This is a genomic window from Deltaproteobacteria bacterium (genome assembly GCA_030690165.1).
Classification (GTDB): domain Bacteria; phylum Desulfobacterota; class GWC2-55-46; order UBA9637; family UBA9637; genus JACRNJ01.
On record JAUYHF010000007.1, the window covers coordinates 21348 to 37089 of the forward strand.

The window sequence follows — 15742 nt, forward strand, 5'->3', positions numbered from 1 at the left end:
TTATAGGAGGTGTATATGGCAAGGATAACGGTTGAAGACAGCCTCAAAAGAGTGCCGAGCAGATTTGCGCTTGTAGTTTTGGCAGCAAAAAGGTCAAAGAATTTATTGAAAGGCGCAAAACCTCTTGTAAACTCGGAAAACAGGGCTATTGTAACTGCATTGAGAGAAATAGCAGCCGGCAAAATTGTATGTGAGAATACTTAAAACCTTAAAAAACATCATAAGCCACAACAGGATTCTAACCAGCGTTATGTTGGTAATTCCGTTTTTTTTCTTCGCTCGGCCCGGATTGTTAACCTTATCCATTGGCCTGCCGGTCATTCTCTTGGGAGAAGTGATACGTATATACGCCTCCGGTTACATTCATAAAGGTAAGGAAATAACGATGGACGGGCCTTATTCCTTGACGCGGAATCCCCTATATCTTGGGAATTTTTTTCTCGGTCTCGGATTTTCCATAGCCGCTGGCAACGTTTTTTTCCCGATTATTTTTATAATCCTCTTTTTTTTCATTTATCATGCTACAATTGAGCAGGAAGAGGCTTTTTTATCGAACAAATTTGGGGAGGTGTATGCGCACTACAAAGCAAAGACATCGAGGTTTTTTCCAACACCTTCTTCTATCAGAAATTCAGTAAACCCCGTTAGAAGTCCGCACATAGGAAGTAATGAAAGAACAAGTGGCATGAAACCTTCGGATAGGGAGACTTCTAACGGGGTAAAGGGGATATTTCGCTGGGAACTGGTTAAGAAACACCGGGAATACAATACCTGGATAGGAATACTGATTGGAATACTTCTACTCGTTGTCAAGTTTTTGGCGGTCTGAATCTTTTTCATTTGAGAATCATTCTTGCTGATAAACCCATGCCGCACATAATACAGAGATATATTTTCAGGGAGATGGCCATTCCCTTTCTCTTTAGTATCGGTATTTTTACCATTACCTCCCTCCTGAGCAAGATACCCCATCTCATACAGTTAATGATTAATCATGGGGTGGGTTTTTTGGTCGTTGTTCAGTTTATTGTATTCATCCTGCCGTCAATTCTCATATACGTCATTCCAGTATCATTTCTCATAGCTGTCCTCATTGCATACAACAGACTTTCCAGCGACAACGAGATAACAGCGATGAAGGCATCGGGCCTGAGCATATTAAAGATAAGCCGGTCCGTTGCCATTATGGCGCTATTTGCATACAGTATTTCATCTTTTTTCACAATCTATGCCTTTCCGTGGGGGAGTTTGTCATCCAAAAGGCTTATATATGACATGGCAAGAAGCAAGGCAAGTATTGGTTTAAGGGAACGGGTATTTAACAGCGCGTTTAACGGGCTGATATTGTATGCAAACCGTATAATAACTGAAAATGGCGAACTGGAAGGTATTTTCATTTCGGACCAGAGGGATGAAAAAGACAACAATATAATAGTAGCAAAAAGCGGCATTATATCATCTGACTACCAAACTATGAAAATAACCCTGAGGCTTTTTAACGGCAGAGTCCACAGGTCAGGAGAAAAAGGGCTTTATAAGATTGTTACCTTTAATACATACGATTTAAACTTAAGCCTTAAAGATGAAGAGATAAAAAATCCTGATACTTCAAAGACCAACAAGGATCTGACTGTCAGCCAGCTAAAAGAAAAAATAGACGATATGAAGAGGGGGGGAAGAGATCCGTCGCCACATATAATAGATCTTCATAAGAGATTTGCACTCCCTGCTTCTGTATTTGTTTTTGGTCTCCTTGGCATCCCATTGGGAATCCAGAGGGTAAGAACAATAAGATTTACCAGTTTCACCATTGGCCTGGGAGTTATGTTATTTTATTATGTATTGTCAAAAGCATTGGAGTCGCTCGGAGAAAAGGGGCTTCTTAATCCTGTATTGGCAGTATGGGGAACGGATATCTTAATGGCTGCTCTGGGTGTTACAATGTTTTACAAGGCGGCCAAGGATTCTCCTGTAAAATCATTGGCATGGTTAGAAGAAAAGAAAGACGCCGCGCTTGTGATTATTAAGGCCGCTCTGCTGCGGAGGAAGGGATGAGAATACTTACAAGATATATCCTTAGGGAATTTCTTAAAATTTTTACACTTACACTCATTGCCTTCGTATCTATTTATCTTGTTATAGATATATTTGAGCAGTTTGACAGGCTTATAGAACATCGCGTTAGGTTTGGCGATGGATTTAAATTATTTCTATACAAGACACCTTTTATCTTCTACCAGACAAGCCCGGTTGCTGTTCTAATGGCTACCTTGATATCCCTTGGTATCTTTGTCAGACGCAGCGAGTTTACTGCTGCGATGGCAGGCGGAATCAGTGTATCACATTTTTTTATACCTTTCTTTATGACGGCATTAGCCGTAAGCGGGTTAAACTTTATGCTTAATGAGTCAATTATACCATTGGCTAATCAAAAGGTTATGGCTATAAAAGAGACAATGGGGGGGATAAATAAAAGAAGAACGCAGTTTGTTCAGGACAGCGTATGGTTCAGGGATAAGATGGACATATACAGCATAGACTATATAGAGCCGCAAAAGGGGATTTTAAAAGGCCTGACCATATATAAGCTTGACAATGATTTTAATATTATTAAAAGGATTGACGCTAAAGAGGTAAGCTGGATAAATGGGAAATGGATTGCAGCCAGTGGCAAAGAACTAAGCTTTCAGCAAGGCGGACTAGTTGAGGAAATAAAAATGACAGGAAATACGATACCGCTTGCAGAAAAACCGGAAGATCTTATAAATATTGAAAGGCTCGCAGATGAGATGAATTTCAGAGAACTTTTGAGATACGTGAATAAACTTAAGAGAGAAGGGTATGTGCCTACAAGATATCTTGTAGATTTACATTCCAAAATCTCATTTCCATTGGTAAGCATTATTATGGCAATGATAGGAATGCCGTTTGCATTAAAGAGCGGAAGGCACGGCGGGATAGCTGTTGGCGTTGGTATAAGCATCATCATAGGTTTCAGCTACTGGGTCGTCTTTGCAGTCAACACCTCCCTCGGGTATAATGGCATCACCCCGCCTTTTTTGGCCGCATGGCTTACAAATTTTATCTTTGCCGCGCTGGGGATTTTGATGTTTGGGTATGTCAGGCAGTAAATGGAAGATTAAAATTTTTACCCTATTCCCCTTCCTTCACAATATATCCTATACCCCTTACAGTGTGTATCAGTTTTTTGAAAGGTTCTTTGTCTATCTTGTTTCTCAGATGATTTACATAAACATCAATGATATTGGTGTCGCTGTCAAAGGAATAATCCCAGACGTGCTCTGCTATCATTGTTCTGGTCAGAACCTTATTGGGATTTCTTAAAAAGTATTCCAGGAGACCGTATTCCTTTGAGGTCAGATCTATTACAATATCGCCTCTTTTTGCCTTTCTTGTAGCCTGATCCAGAACGAGGTCTGCGAACTTAAGTTCGGTAATGCCGTAGCCCTTCCTTCGCATGAGCGCCCTTACCCTTGCCAGAAGCTCTTCAAATGCAAATGGCTTGCTTAAATAGTCATCGGCCCCGCTGTTAAGCCCTTTCACCTTATCATCCACAGTGTCTCTTGCAGTGAGAAGAAGCACAGGGGTCTTGATCTCTTTATTTCTTAAATCCCTAACCACGTCTACGCCGCTTTTTTTAGGGAGCATTATATCCAGTATAATGACATCATAGTCATTTGTTGATGCGAGATATTCACCTTCAACCCCGTCATACGCAACATCAACGGCATAGCTTTCTTCCTCAAGCCCTTTTTTTATAAAGCCCTCAACCTTTTTTTCATCTTCTACAACAAGTATGCGCATGGCAGCCTCCAACAAAGCAGGAAGATTTGAACTTTATTGCTTCAATACCTTCGGTATATCTTCACCTTTTATCCTGCCAATTGCGGCAAGGGTTATTTTACCCGGATTGAATATATCTTTAGCCAGTCTTCTTATATCCTTCGGAGTCACCTTATCTATACCGCCTATTATCTCCTTCAGGGTAATTGTTCTTTTAAAATATATCTCATCCCGCGCAAGTTTTGTCATTCTGCTTTCGCTCGTCTCAAGACCGAGCAGCATGCTGCCTTTTAGCTGTTCTTTTGCAGATTTAAGCTCTCCTGTAGCAGCCTCTTTTTTTGAAAAGGTGTTTAGCTCTTTCAGAATCAATTCTACCACCTTGCCGAATGTATCAGGAGCAGTTCCGGCATACACCACCAATGAGCCTACATCAAGGCAGAGATTCAAATATGAGTATACGGAATAGGCAAGCCCTCTCTTCTCCCTTATCTCCTGAAATAAACGTGAACTCATTCCGCCGCCAAGCAATGTATTGAGCAAGTAAATCTTGTATCGGTCGGGATGTGTCTGGTTTGGTGAAGGTGTGCCGAGGCAGAGATGCACCTGTTTCAGGTTCCGCTGTTCCAGTGTAATGCCGGGATACGGCTTCGGGATTTCTGATCCCTGCTTGAAACTTGCAGAGCCTGCCTCGCACTTGATGCGGGGGACAAGTTTAGGATTTTGGATTTGGGATTGTGAGATCGGCATTTTTTCAAAGGGCTTCAGCAGTTTCAATAATCTTTTATGGTTTATATTTCCAGCCGCTGTTATAATCACAGCATGCGGCAGGTATGACCCCCGGTAATAAGACACAACATCATCTCTTTTTATAGAGTTTATTGTCTGGAGATTGCCAAGAACCGGCATACCAAGGGGATGTCCTTTCCAGAAGGCCTTTGCAAACATATCATGGATTAAATCATCGGGTGTATCCTCGACCATCTTTATTTCCTGCAGGATTACCGCTCTCTCCTTTTCTAACTCTTCTTTATTAAATTTTGAATTCAGGAATATATCTGAGAGGAGGTCAACTGCCAGCGGGATATCCTTGCTTAACACTTTGACATAAAAACATGTATTCTCTCTGCCTGTAAAGGCATTAAGCACACCGCCAACAGATTCTATCTCCCTTGCAATATCCAGGGCAGTTCTTTTTTCAGTGCCTTTAAAGAGTAGGTGCTCAATAAAATGGGATATGCCGTTTTTTTTGCCATCCTCATTCCTGGAGCCGATGTTTACCCATATGCCGATGGAGGCCGATTGAATATCGGGCATCTCTTCGGTGATAATCTTAAGGCCGTTTTTTAGTTGGGTTTTATAAATCCTGGACATAATAGGTATGATTAGCTTGCAACTGTCTTTCCCAGCGCCTCTTTGCGGGAAAGTCTTATTTTCCCCTGTCTATCTACCTCCAGAACCTTTACCAGCACCTCGTCGCCTTCCTTGAGTATGTCTTTGACATCCTTGACCCTTTCTTCAGCTAACTGGGAGATATGCACAAGCCCGTCTGTTCCCGGAAATATCTCCACAAATGCGCCAAAGTCCATAATCTTTCTTACCTTGCCGAGATATATCTTTCCTACCTCCGCCTCCTGGGTAAGTTCCTTTACCATAGCAATGGCCTTTTGCGCAGCCTCATCATCAGGGGAGGCAATATTTATCTTTCCTGAATCATCTATATCCATTTTTACGCCGGTTTTTTCTATAATGCCTTTAATGTTCTTTCCGCCAGGCCCTATAACATCCCTTATCTTATCCTGTTTAACATAAATGGTGATTATCCTTGGTGCATACTCGGAAAGCTCTGTTCTTGGAGATGATATTGCCTCTTTCATCTTTTTAAGGATATGAAGTCTGCCTTCTTTTGCCTGATATATTGCCTGTCTTAAAATCTCTTTTGTCACGCCTGTTATCTTTATGTCCATCTGAAACGCAGTGATTCCGCTTTCTGTGCCGGCAACCTTAAAATCCATATCGCCAAGATGGTCTTCGTCACCGAGTATGTCTGAAAGCACAGCTACCTTTTCGCCTTCCTTGATAAGGCCCATTGCAATGCCGGCCACAGAGTCTTTTGTGGGAACACCGGCATCCATCATGGATAGCGATGCGCCGCATACACTTGCCATAGATGATGAGCCGTTACTCTCCAATATATCTGAGACAATCCGTATTGTGTAAGGAAACGTATCAGCTTCAGGAATGATATTTGCTATAGCCCTCTCTGCCAGTGCGCCATGGCCCACCTCTCTTCTGCCTGGTCCCCTTAGCATTTTCACCTCTCCGACAGAAAAAGGCGGAAAGTTATAATGGAGCATAAATCTCTTATATTCCCATCCGGAGAGGGCATCTATCTTTTGTTCATCCTCTGATGTGCCAAGTGTTGTAACAACCATTGCCTGGGTCTCACCCCTGGTAAAGAGGGCAGAGCCGTGGGTCCTTGGGAGGAGTCCAATCTCGCAGCTTATAGGTCTTATATCAGCAAGTCCTCTGCCATCTATCCTTATATTTTTAGAAATAACAGACTTTCTCAATATGTGGTATTTGAGGTCTTCAAATATCTTTACTATCTCATCCTCTCTGCCTTCGTAGGTTGATTTGAGCGCCTCTATCAATTCTTTGGATATGTCGGACAACCTCTGATATCTGTCCTGTTTGGAGGGGATATTAAGCGCCTCGCTTATTTTAATATCAGCAAATGTCTGTACCTTTGCTGTCAATCCAGTATCTATGTTGACAGCAGGAACAGGCATTTTTGGTTTTCCTATTTCCATGATTATTCTTTTCTGGAGTTTTATAACCTCCTGCATGGAATCATGGGCAAACATCATGGCATCAAGGAGTACATCCTCTGACACCATCTTTGCACCGCCTTCAACCATTATTATTTCATCCTGGCTGCCGGCTACTATTAAATCGATATCGCTTTCCTTTTGCTGCTTATATGCAGGGTTGCATATAAGTTTTCCGTTTATCCTGCCTACCCGAACGGCTGCTATTGGGTTATTAAACGGAATATCAGAAACCATAAGCGCTGCCGAAGCCCCAAGCATTGCCGCTATCTCAGGATCATTTTCCGGATCAAACGAAAGAACTGTTGCAATAACCTGGGTCTCGTTAAAATATCCTTCCGGGAAAAGAGGCCTGAGGGGCCTATCTATCAATCTGGAACACAGAACCTCTTTTTCGCTTGGCCTGCCCTCTCTTTTAAAAAATCCACCAGGGATACTCCCCGCAGCGTATCTCATCTCCATGTAATTTACAGTAAGGGGAAGGAAATCTTTGCCTTTGCTTGCCTCTTTTGCCGCACAGGCAGTAACAATAACCGCAGTATCCCCGTATCTTACCAAGGCAGAGCCATTTGCCTGCTTAGCCATCTTTCCAATCTCTATTGAGACCGGCCTGCCGCCGAAATCTATTTCATACCTCTTTGTCATTTGGTTTCTTCTCTCCTATGCTTTATTTTCTTAAGCCTAATTTGTCAACAACAGCCTTATATCTCGTAACATCCTTTCTCTTCAGATATTCAAGCAGCCTTCTCCTCTGGCCAACCATCTTTAAGAGTCCTCTCCTGGAATGGTGGTCATCCGTATGTACCTTGAAGTGGCCGGTCAGATAGTTTACCCTCTCGGTCAGCAAGGCAATCTGCACCTCCGGCGAGCCGGTATCTGTTTCTTTTCGCTTGAAGGTCTTTATAACCTCCTGTTTTCTTTCTTGTGTAAGCATATTTTTACCTCCTGTTTTCTAAGCCTGCCCCTGCATGTACTAAGCAGGGGTGAGCCTCACTATTTTTTAACACCCTTTCTAATTTAAATCCCTCCTCGCCTTTATAGGTGGCAAGGGCAATAATCCGTCCGTTAGCGGTAAATCTTATCATCTCATTATCTCTAATGGAAGGGAAAAAATTTACCCCCGCGCTAAAAGTTTTGGTATTGGGAGACATGCCATCCATTATTTTATTAGCCGTTATTGTATCAACCTCTATATCAGGTATATTTGAAAAAAGCCTTTCAACAGGGATAATATTATTATGCAGTATGTCTTCTTGTAAATCTTTGAGGTCATTTATTGAAATACTGTCTTTCAGAGAAAATATCCCGCTTTTCATCCTTCTTAAACTGACAAGATGTGCGCCGCAGCCAAGTTTTCTCCCTATGTCAAAGGCAAGGCTTCGTATATATGTTCCCCTGGAGCATATCGCATTGATAGTAATAAACGGGAGTGTAATATTTGTAATACCTATACTGTAAATCTCTACATCACGCGGTTTTCGCTCCACCGTAACACATTGTCTGGCCAGCTTGTAAAGGGGAACACCGTCCATTTTTACAGCAGAAAACATCGGAGGGATCTGTTTTATTCTGCCTTTGAAATCATTTATAGCCGAAACTATACTTTCTTTAGTAATAGATGTTATATCTCCTTTTGCCACAACGACGCCTTCGCTGTCATAGGTGTCGGTTTCTTCCCCAAGTTTTATTGTTGCCAGATATTCCTTTTCTCCCTTTTCTAAAAATCTCGCAAGTTTTGTGGCTTCATTTATACAAAGGGGCAAAACACCTGTTGCAAGAGGGTCAAGTGTGCCGATGTGCCCCACCTTCCTCGCCCCCAATCGTTTTTTTACCATCGTCACAACATCATGCGATGTGGGGCCTGTTGGTTTATCTATTATCAAAACACCTGTCATATGGTGACTCTTTCGTATATCCTTTTTTCCGTTGCAGATATGACTTTTTCTTTTATATCTTTAAGATTGCCTTTTATATTGCATCCTGCCGCATTCATATGGCCGCCGCCGCCGAATTCCATTGAAATTTCGGCGACATCTATTCTGCCCTTGGATCTCATGCTTATCTTGTATTCCCCTTGTTTTGCCTCTCTTAAAAGGATACCGACTTCGACCCCTTCAATTGTTCTTGCGTAATTTACAAATCCATCGGCCAATTCCTTGTTTGCGTTAGCCTTATCAAGCATATCAAGGGTAACGACCAGAGAGGCGACCCTTCCATCACTTGTCAGCTCCAATGTATTTAATACGGATGCAAGCAGTTTTAGTTTGTTGACAGGAATGCTCTCGTAAACTCTTTGAGATATATCCCAAGGGTCAACGCCAAGCCTAAGCATTTCTCCTGCTATACCGAATGTCTTAGGTGTAGTGCAGGAGTATCTGAATGAGCCTGTGTCCGTAAGTATTGAAGTGTATATATTTATTGCTATATCACGGGTTATCGCAACCGGTATCTCCTTTAAAAGGTCATAAACCATCTCGCCCGCGGCGCAGGCATCCGGGTCTATGACATTTATATCGCCAAAACAGTCATTTGTGGCATGATGGTCAATATTGATAACCTTTCCCTTGTTTTTTATCTTGTGAAAATCTTCGCCAAGCCTGTCTTTTTGTCCGCAATCTACAACAAAGACAGCATCATAGATTTTGTTTTCATCTATTTTGTTTGTGCATTTGTCTGCAAAGGGGAGAAAATTAAAGGTTTTTGGAACAGGGTCATACAAATATGCGGTTACATCCTTTTTAAGCTCTTTTAATCCCAGAACAAGGGAGAGCAGCGAACCAACTGCATCCCCTTCCGGGTTGACATGAGAAGACACAAGAAAGTTTTCGCCATTTTTAATTTCGTCTATTACTTCTTCAAATTTCTGAGCCACTTTTAATCTCCTTTATTATCTTTTCTATACGGCTTGCATATTCCAATGAGTCATCAAATTTAAAGGTTATTTCAGGAAAATATCTTAACTTGAGCCGTTTGCCGATTTCCCTCCTCATATAGCCGCTTGCGCTCTGAAGCCCTTCCATTGTTTTTTCTTTTTCCTCATCATTTCCTATCATGCTGAAATATACCTTTGCCTGGCGAAGGTCTTTTGAAACCTGCGCCTTCGTTATCGTAACAAAGCCAATCCTTGGGTCATGAATCTCGCCAAAGAGCATTGTTGCAACCTCTTTTCTTATTTCTTCGGCAATTCTCTCTGAACGGTTGTAAGTCATATTAGCTCATGGCTGATAGCTCATGGCTCATAGTAACTTGCTATCAGCTATCAGCTATCAACTAATTACAGTTTTCCCGCTACTTCTTCTATCTGATATGCCTCTATAATATCGCCTACCTTGATATCATTAAACCCTTCTATGGCAATTCCGCACTCATAGCCTGTTGCAACCTCTTTAACATCATCTTTGAATCTTTTTAAAGAGGCCATTTTACCGTCATATACTACCACGTTGTCCCTTAAAAGCCTTACCTTATTTCCTCTCAATATCTTTCCATCAGTAACATAACAACCTGCAACAGTCCCTATCTTTGACACGCGGAAGCTCTCTCTTACATTTGCCCTTCCAAGTATATTCTCCCTGATTGTAGGCGCAAGCATCCCTTCCATCGCCTTTTTTATGTCATCTATCAATTCATATATAATGCTGTAAAGCCTTAAATCAACACCCTCTTTTTCTGCAAGCGCCTGGGCCTTGGGTTCAGGTCTGACATTGAAGCCGACTACTATTGCGTTGGATGCAGCCGCAAGCATTACATCGCCTTCCGTGACGCCTCCGACTGCGTTGTGTATGATATTTACTTTTATGGCATCGGTTGGAAGCTTATTTAATGCCTCCTTGACAGCCTCTACCGAGCCCTGAACATCGCCTTTTACAACTATCCCAAGTTCTTTTACTTCACCTATTTTAATCTTTTCATATAACTCTGCAAGGCTTATCTTTGCTGTCTTTTTAAGTTCTGCCTCCTGCTTCTTTTTAAACCGTATTCCGGCAATCTGCTTTGCGGTTGCCTCATCCCTTACTACGGAAAATACATCGCCAGCCTCAGGAACGCCTGAAAGCCCAATGACCTCTACAGGCATAGAAGGTCCGGCCTCATCTACTTTTTTCCCCCAGTCGTTTGTCATTGCCCTGACCCTCCCGGAGTGCACACCGCTTACAATCGCATCGCCTGTCTTTATGGTTCCTTCATGGACCAGGACTGTGGCAACCGGGCCGCGGCCTTTATCAAGCTTTGCCTCAACAACAGCGCCTTTGGCAGGTTTTTCTGGATTTGCCTTTAACTCCATTACATAAGCCTTAAGAAGGATGAGTTCCAGAAGCTCTTTAATGCCAATGCCTTTTTTTGCAGAGACCTCGGCAAATATTGTATCCCCCCCCCAGTCCTCCGGCACAAGGCCGTATTCTGTCAACATCTGTTTTACCCTGCCCGGGTCTGCGCCGGGGAGGTCAATCTTGTTTATCGCTGCAATTATCGGGACATTGGCAGCCTTGGCATGGTTTATCGCCTCTATGGTTTGAGGCATAACCCCGTCATCTGCCGCCACTACCAACACCACCAGATCCGTTATCTTTGCGCCTCTGGCCCTCATTGCTGTGAATGCCTCATGGCCGGGTGTATCAAGGAATGTTATATCGCCTTTTTCAAGATGGACATGATATGCGCCTATATGCTGGGTAATGCCTCCTGCCTCGCCGGCAGCCACATTTGTCTTTCTTATGGCGTCCAGAAGAGATGTCTTGCCATGGTCAACATGGCCCATAACAGTTACAACCGGAGGTCTGATTTTTATCTCGCCTGACGCCTCTGCAATATCCTTCAGAAGCGATTCTTCCTGCGGGGCAATGCTCTCAACCTCGTACTCAAAATCAGACGCAACCAATGTTGCGGTGTCCACATCTACAAATTGATTTATACTTGCCATTATGCCGAGGTTCATAAGTTTTTTTATAATATCGCCTGCCTTTATGCCAAGCCTCTGGGACAGGTCTCCAACACTTATGGCATCAGATATCTTTATAACCCTCTTGGCTGCCTTTGGCACAGTTATCTCGGTCTTCTTAAGCTCCCTTTCCGTTGACGGCGGCCTTATTTTATAAAACTTTTCCGGCCTTTCAAATTTGCCTCTCTTGCCAAAAGGCCCTTTTCTTTCATACTGTTTTTTCTTAGCAGGCCTTTGTGCAGCAACAATTTTTATCTCTTTTTTAACATGCTTTTCTTCAGGTATTTTCTCTATTGATATTATAGGCGCGATGTGGGTTAGTTTAGATTCCGCTGAAGGAATTTCCGTTTTGGCAGGGGGAGTAGCCTTTTCTTCCTTTTCTATAATTACAGCGGTAGACGCCTTTTCTTTCTCTTCTATCCGCGTAACAGGCTTTCTACCAGTCTTTTTCCCTTTAACGGTCTTTTCCCCTTTAACAGGTTTTTTTACTTGTTCTGATATCTGAACCTCTAACTTTTTTGCCGTTTCCTTTATTGCCTCTTCTGCCTTTTTGGCAGATACTTCTCTTTCTGTCTCTGTAGGCCCCACAGCCCTCCTCCGGATAACAGTAGGTTTTACACGTTTTTCTTCTATTTTTTTATCTGCCATTATTTTTTATTCACCCCTTGATTAACTGTAAACTGTAAAGAACCACTACCGCTTAATGTATTCCCGCGCTGCCTCCAATATTTTTTCAGCCTTTTTAAGAGCAATACCCTCTATAGTTGAAAGCCGTTCTATTCCTGCATTAATTATATCAGCTACAGTATTTATCCCTGCGCTTTTAAGCGCATCTCTTGTTTTAGGCCCGATACCCGGCAGGGAAGATACATCTTCATCCTCTGCCTTCTTAATTTCTTCTTCGCTTTGTATTACTCTCATGGCTTCAGCGCCCTCTATAACCGCCTGCGACTGCGTAATCTTCTTTGCCTCTGTTTCACTGCGGATGTCTAACTTCCAGCCTGTAAGTTTAGCAGCAAGTCTTACATTCTGTCCCCTCTTGCCTATGGCCAGAGAAAGCTGGTCGTCAGGCGCTATAACCTCCATTGAATGGTCTGTTTCATCCATAATAACCCGGACTATCTGCGCTGGTAAAAGCGCATTGCATATAAATTTTGCAGATTCATCTGACCACGGAACTATGTCAATCTTCTCACCCCTTAACTCCTGGACAACCGCCTGAACCCTTGAACCCTTAACCCCAACGCATGCGCCCACAGGATCAACTGCCTGATCATTTGATGATACGGCTATTTTTGTCCTGTCTCCAGGTTCTCTTGCAATGCCTTTAATGTTAATAATCCCTTCGTATATTTCAGGCACCTCCATCTCAAAAAGTTTAGCTACAAGATTTGGATGCGTCCGTGAAAGGACAATCTGCGCCCCTTTTTGAACATCTCTGACATCAATTATCAATGCCCTTACCCTGTCGCCCTGACGATAGTTTTCTCTTTTGACCTGCTCATCCCTTGGAAGAACAGCCTCTGCCCTTCCCATATCCACAATAATATCGCCCCTTTCAAAGGTATGTACTATCCCTGTTACAATCTCACCTTTTTTATTTATATATTCGTTATACACAATATTTCTTTCAGCCTCTCTCATCTTCTGAATTATAATCTGTTTTGCGGTCTGGGCCGCAATCCTGCCGAACTCGGCGGTGTCAAGTTTGATGCCAAGACTATCGCCCAGAGCCGCCTCCGGGTCAAGCTCATTGGCCTCGGCAAGCAATACCTCTTGATCAGAGTTGGTTATATCCGTTACAACAGTTTTAAACTGAAACAATTCTATCTCGCCCAGTTCCTCGTTAAAGTGCGCTTCTATAACCTTATTCGGGCCGTGTTTCTTTTCAGCCGCCTTAACCATGGCAGATTCAAGGGCATCAATGAGTATGGCTTTATCAAGCCCTTTATCCTTGCCTACCTGTTCAATTACATTATTAAGATTAAGTCCCATATTTACAACCCCCGTAACATACTACATATATTCAAGCTTTGCCTTTTTAATATCATTAAATGGTATCTCCCATTTTTTGCCTTCACTGTCTACCAGTAAAACCATTCCTTCTTTAAAATCATCCAATACTGCCGAGAAGTTCCTCCTGCCGGATATCGGCTGCTTTGTTTTTATCTTTACTTTTTTTCCTTTACATTTCAGAAAATCATTTTCCCTTGTTAATACCCTGTCAAGGCCGGGAGAGGAGACCTCAAGATTATAGGCATGGGGGACGATATTCTTTACATCCAATATTGTTCCAAGTTCTCCACTTACATCACCGCAGTCATCAACCGTTATCCCTTCAGATTTATCTATAAAAAGCCTTAGAACCCATCGGCCATATTCCATTTTGTATTCAACATCAATGAGTTCCATTCCTTTTTGGGCAAGAACAGGTTCTGCCAACTCCTTCACCTGCGCTATTATATCTTCCCCCTTTAAAAGAGGCGTCACGCTCAAAGACCTCCAAAAGATAAACCTTAAAATAAAAAAGCGGGCATAGGCCCACTTTCAAGAAGTGAATAACATAAATATTTTTGTTTTGCAAGTGAAAAATGTCGGCTTTTTGCTTTTCCCCCCTGAAAATTTTTCCCTTGACATTCTACATAAAGTAGAATATCTTGGAGGACATGATAAAGGGATTTGCAAATATTTTCAGGCCGACCAGAAAAGGCCTTGGCCGCGCACTGGGCGATCTTGAAAAAGATATTATGGATATACTCTGGCAGAAGGGCGGGGTTACGGGCAAAGAGGCGCTTGAGGAAATAAGCCGTTCAAAGAAAGCGGCAATTACAACGGTTCTTACTGTGCTTGACAGGCTCGTCAAAAAAGGGATTGTAAAAAAGGCAAAGGGCGAGAGTGTTTATATATACACCCCTGCATTGACAAAAGATGAGTTTACAGATATGGTTTCTCAGGCGGTAATGAGGGGTGTTTTGGATATATCCGCAAGCTCTGCTGTTGCCTCATTTGTGGATGTCCTCGCAAAGACAGACCCGAAGGAATTAGACAGGCTTTCAAGACTTATAGAAAAGAAGAAAAAGGAATTAGGAAGGGGAAATTAAGTGATGGTTTTATTTATCACTATTATTTTTTTTATTCTAACTGCGGCATGGTTTTCCTACGGCTTCCCGCGGCTGATTTCATTCACAGAGGTTTTGGCAGAGTGGTGCCAGAGTCTGTTCCTTCAGTGTCTTGAGTATTTTTTAATTATAAAGACATTCTTTCTTTGGTTTGGTTTTATTGTTTTGTCTGCGTGGTTTGCTTACGCTGTTTTTAAAGCCTTTTTTACATTACTTAAGGCAGCCAGGCAGATTAAGAAACTTCCTTTATCTTGTCACGGCGATATTACAGTCATAAAGGATGATAAACTAAAGACGGCGTTTACCCACGGTCTTTTCCAGCCTAAAATATATATATCTGCTGGGCTTATAAATTCCCTTGATAAATCAGAACTTAAGGCGGTCTATCTGCATGAACTTCACCATAAGAACAGGAAAGACCCGCTTCGTTTCTTTATTCTATCAATTGCAAAAGATACATTCTTTTATATACCGGTAAAAGGATTTATTGAAAGAATTATTCGCACAAGGATTGAGGCTAAGGCCGATGATGCGGCAGTGATGGAGATGAAAGAGCCGTTAAGCCTTGCAGCAGCCCTTTTAAAGATTGCAGGATTTAATAAGAATATGCTCATGTTTCAGCCCGCGTCAATTACGGGGATTGGTTCTGTAGAGAACAGGATAAAGAGGCTTGTTGAAGGAAAGGGGGAGAAGATTAAACTCCCGTCAGCGAAGGCAATTGCAACGAGCATTTTTATATCAGGTTTCTTAATGCTGTCCCTCGCGTTTCCATTGTTTGCGTCTTTTCCTGCACATGGCCGATGCGATATGGAGCATTGCGATGTCCATAAGATTAAACTTGGAAAGGGCTGTCATAACCATTGCGAGGTTCAGGAACACAAACACTAATGCGTAAATTTTTTTTGGGCGATTTATTCTACAATGCGTAGAAGTATTGGATATGCGCAGCATAAGTGATATACGCGCTTTGGAAGCGCCGTTGACCCTTATGAAAGTATTTTAAGTTTTGCTTTATGGTGAACGTTAAAAATAAATAGACATCGTAGCTCAAGGCT

The 15742-nt window shown here is 42.3% G+C and carries 16 protein-coding genes; 6 read left to right on the top strand and 10 right to left on the bottom strand.

From position 1 onward, the window contains the following. Nucleotides 1-15 precede the first annotated feature (15 nt). Genes rpoZ through lptG form a run of 4 tightly spaced genes read left to right on the top strand, consistent with a single transcriptional unit; the run spans nucleotide 16 to nucleotide 3131 of the window. The gene (gene rpoZ / locus Q8P28_01365; GenBank protein ID MDP2681442.1) at nucleotides 16-204 is read left to right on the top strand and encodes a DNA-directed RNA polymerase subunit omega; all 189 of its coding nucleotides are present in this window, start codon (nucleotides 16-18) and stop codon (nucleotides 202-204) included. Continuing rightward, complete coding sequence (locus tag Q8P28_01370; protein ID MDP2681443.1) at nucleotides 191-829, top strand: isoprenylcysteine carboxylmethyltransferase family protein; 639 nt, start codon at nucleotides 191-193, stop codon at nucleotides 827-829. The genes rpoZ and Q8P28_01370 overlap by 14 nt, the downstream gene beginning before the upstream one ends. A gap of 38 nt (nucleotides 830-867) precedes the next feature. Next, complete coding sequence (gene lptF / locus Q8P28_01375) at nucleotides 868-2055, top strand: LPS export ABC transporter permease LptF (GenBank protein ID MDP2681444.1); 1188 nt, start codon at nucleotides 868-870, stop codon at nucleotides 2053-2055. Further along, a complete protein-coding gene (gene lptG / locus Q8P28_01380) occupies nucleotides 2052-3131 on the top strand; it encodes an LPS export ABC transporter permease LptG (protein MDP2681445.1) in 1080 nt (359 codons plus the stop codon). Before lptF ends, lptG begins: the two co-directional genes overlap by 4 nt. A 22-nt stretch (nucleotides 3132-3153) precedes the next feature. On the opposite strand, the gene Q8P28_01385 is transcribed toward lptG, so the two are convergent. The 10 genes from Q8P28_01385 to rimP form a co-directional block, all read right to left on the bottom strand. Then, nucleotides 3154-3825, bottom strand: coding sequence for a response regulator transcription factor (locus Q8P28_01385; protein ID MDP2681446.1), 672 nt, complete (start codon nucleotides 3823-3825; stop codon nucleotides 3154-3156). Between the two features lie 33 nt (nucleotides 3826-3858). After that, complete coding sequence (locus Q8P28_01390; GenBank protein MDP2681447.1) at nucleotides 3859-5175, bottom strand: pitrilysin family protein; 1317 nt, start codon at nucleotides 5173-5175, stop codon at nucleotides 3859-3861. 11 nt (nucleotides 5176-5186) lie between these two features. Further along, a complete protein-coding gene (pnp, locus tag Q8P28_01395; protein MDP2681448.1) occupies nucleotides 5187-7277 on the bottom strand; it encodes a polyribonucleotide nucleotidyltransferase in 2091 nt (696 codons plus the stop codon). Nucleotides 7278-7299: 22 nt separating this feature from the next. Continuing rightward, a complete protein-coding gene (gene rpsO / locus Q8P28_01400; GenBank protein MDP2681449.1) occupies nucleotides 7300-7566 on the bottom strand; it encodes a 30S ribosomal protein S15 in 267 nt (88 codons plus the stop codon). A 4-nt stretch (nucleotides 7567-7570) separates the two neighbouring features. Then, complete coding sequence (truB, locus tag Q8P28_01405; protein ID MDP2681450.1) at nucleotides 7571-8527, bottom strand: tRNA pseudouridine(55) synthase TruB; 957 nt, start codon at nucleotides 8525-8527, stop codon at nucleotides 7571-7573. Continuing rightward, nucleotides 8524-9504, bottom strand: coding sequence for a bifunctional oligoribonuclease/PAP phosphatase NrnA (locus Q8P28_01410; protein ID MDP2681451.1), 981 nt, complete (start codon nucleotides 9502-9504; stop codon nucleotides 8524-8526). The genes truB and Q8P28_01410 overlap by 4 nt, the downstream gene beginning before the upstream one ends. Continuing rightward, nucleotides 9488-9841: a 30S ribosome-binding factor RbfA gene (gene rbfA / locus Q8P28_01415; GenBank protein MDP2681452.1), complete on the bottom strand. Its 354-nt coding sequence runs from the start codon at nucleotides 9839-9841 to the stop codon at nucleotides 9488-9490. The genes Q8P28_01410 and rbfA overlap by 17 nt, the downstream gene beginning before the upstream one ends. 65 nt (nucleotides 9842-9906) lie before the next feature. Continuing rightward, complete coding sequence (gene infB / locus Q8P28_01420; protein ID MDP2681453.1) at nucleotides 9907-12216, bottom strand: translation initiation factor IF-2; 2310 nt, start codon at nucleotides 12214-12216, stop codon at nucleotides 9907-9909. A gap of 45 nt (nucleotides 12217-12261) precedes the next feature. After that, nucleotides 12262-13563, bottom strand: coding sequence for a transcription termination factor NusA (nusA, locus tag Q8P28_01425; GenBank protein MDP2681454.1), 1302 nt, complete (start codon nucleotides 13561-13563; stop codon nucleotides 12262-12264). 21 nt (nucleotides 13564-13584) lie between these two features. After that, a complete protein-coding gene (rimP, locus tag Q8P28_01430) occupies nucleotides 13585-14058 on the bottom strand; it encodes a ribosome maturation factor RimP (GenBank protein MDP2681455.1) in 474 nt (157 codons plus the stop codon). 176 nt (nucleotides 14059-14234) lie between these two features. Here rimP and Q8P28_01435 point away from each other — a divergent pair, with 176 nt between their 5' ends. Both Q8P28_01435 and Q8P28_01440 read left to right on the top strand, forming a co-directional pair. Next, complete coding sequence (locus tag Q8P28_01435) at nucleotides 14235-14669, top strand: BlaI/MecI/CopY family transcriptional regulator (protein MDP2681456.1); 435 nt, start codon at nucleotides 14235-14237, stop codon at nucleotides 14667-14669. A 3-nt stretch (nucleotides 14670-14672) separates the two neighbouring features. Then, nucleotides 14673-15575 (top strand): M56 family metallopeptidase, encoded by a 903-nt coding sequence (locus Q8P28_01440; protein ID MDP2681457.1) that lies wholly within the window; start codon nucleotides 14673-14675, stop codon nucleotides 15573-15575. The last annotated feature ends 167 nt before the right edge of the window (nucleotides 15576-15742 follow it).

Bases quoted from the DNA above. Each gene is read 5' to 3' on its own strand.
- truB (MDP2681450.1), bottom strand. From the start codon at position 8,527: ATGACAGGTGTTTTGATAATAGATAAACCAACAGGCCCCACATCGCAT.
- Q8P28_01435 (MDP2681456.1), top strand. From the start codon at position 14,235: ATGATAAAGGGATTTGCAAATATTTTCAGGCCGACCAGAAAAGGCCTT.
- Q8P28_01385 (MDP2681446.1), bottom strand. From the start codon at position 3,825: ATGCGCATACTTGTTGTAGAAGATGAAAAAAAGGTTGAGGGCTTTATA.
- pnp (MDP2681448.1), bottom strand. From the start codon at position 7,277: ATGACAAAGAGGTATGAAATAGATTTCGGCGGCAGGCCGGTCTCAATA.
- infB (MDP2681453.1), bottom strand. From the start codon at position 12,216: ATGGCAGATAAAAAAATAGAAGAAAAACGTGTAAAACCTACTGTTATC.
- rbfA (MDP2681452.1), bottom strand. From the start codon at position 9,841: ATGACTTACAACCGTTCAGAGAGAATTGCCGAAGAAATAAGAAAAGAG.
- rpsO (MDP2681449.1), bottom strand. From the start codon at position 7,566: ATGCTTACACAAGAAAGAAAACAGGAGGTTATAAAGACCTTCAAGCGA.
- rpoZ (MDP2681442.1), top strand. From the start codon at position 16: ATGGCAAGGATAACGGTTGAAGACAGCCTCAAAAGAGTGCCGAGCAGA.
- nusA (MDP2681454.1), bottom strand. From the start codon at position 13,563: ATGGGACTTAATCTTAATAATGTAATTGAACAGGTAGGCAAGGATAAA.
- Q8P28_01390 (MDP2681447.1), bottom strand. From the start codon at position 5,175: ATGTCCAGGATTTATAAAACCCAACTAAAAAACGGCCTTAAGATTATC.
- Q8P28_01440 (MDP2681457.1), top strand. From the start codon at position 14,673: ATGGTTTTATTTATCACTATTATTTTTTTTATTCTAACTGCGGCATGG.
- lptG (MDP2681445.1), top strand. From the start codon at position 2,052: ATGAGAATACTTACAAGATATATCCTTAGGGAATTTCTTAAAATTTTT.
- lptF (MDP2681444.1), top strand. From the start codon at position 868: ATGCCGCACATAATACAGAGATATATTTTCAGGGAGATGGCCATTCCC.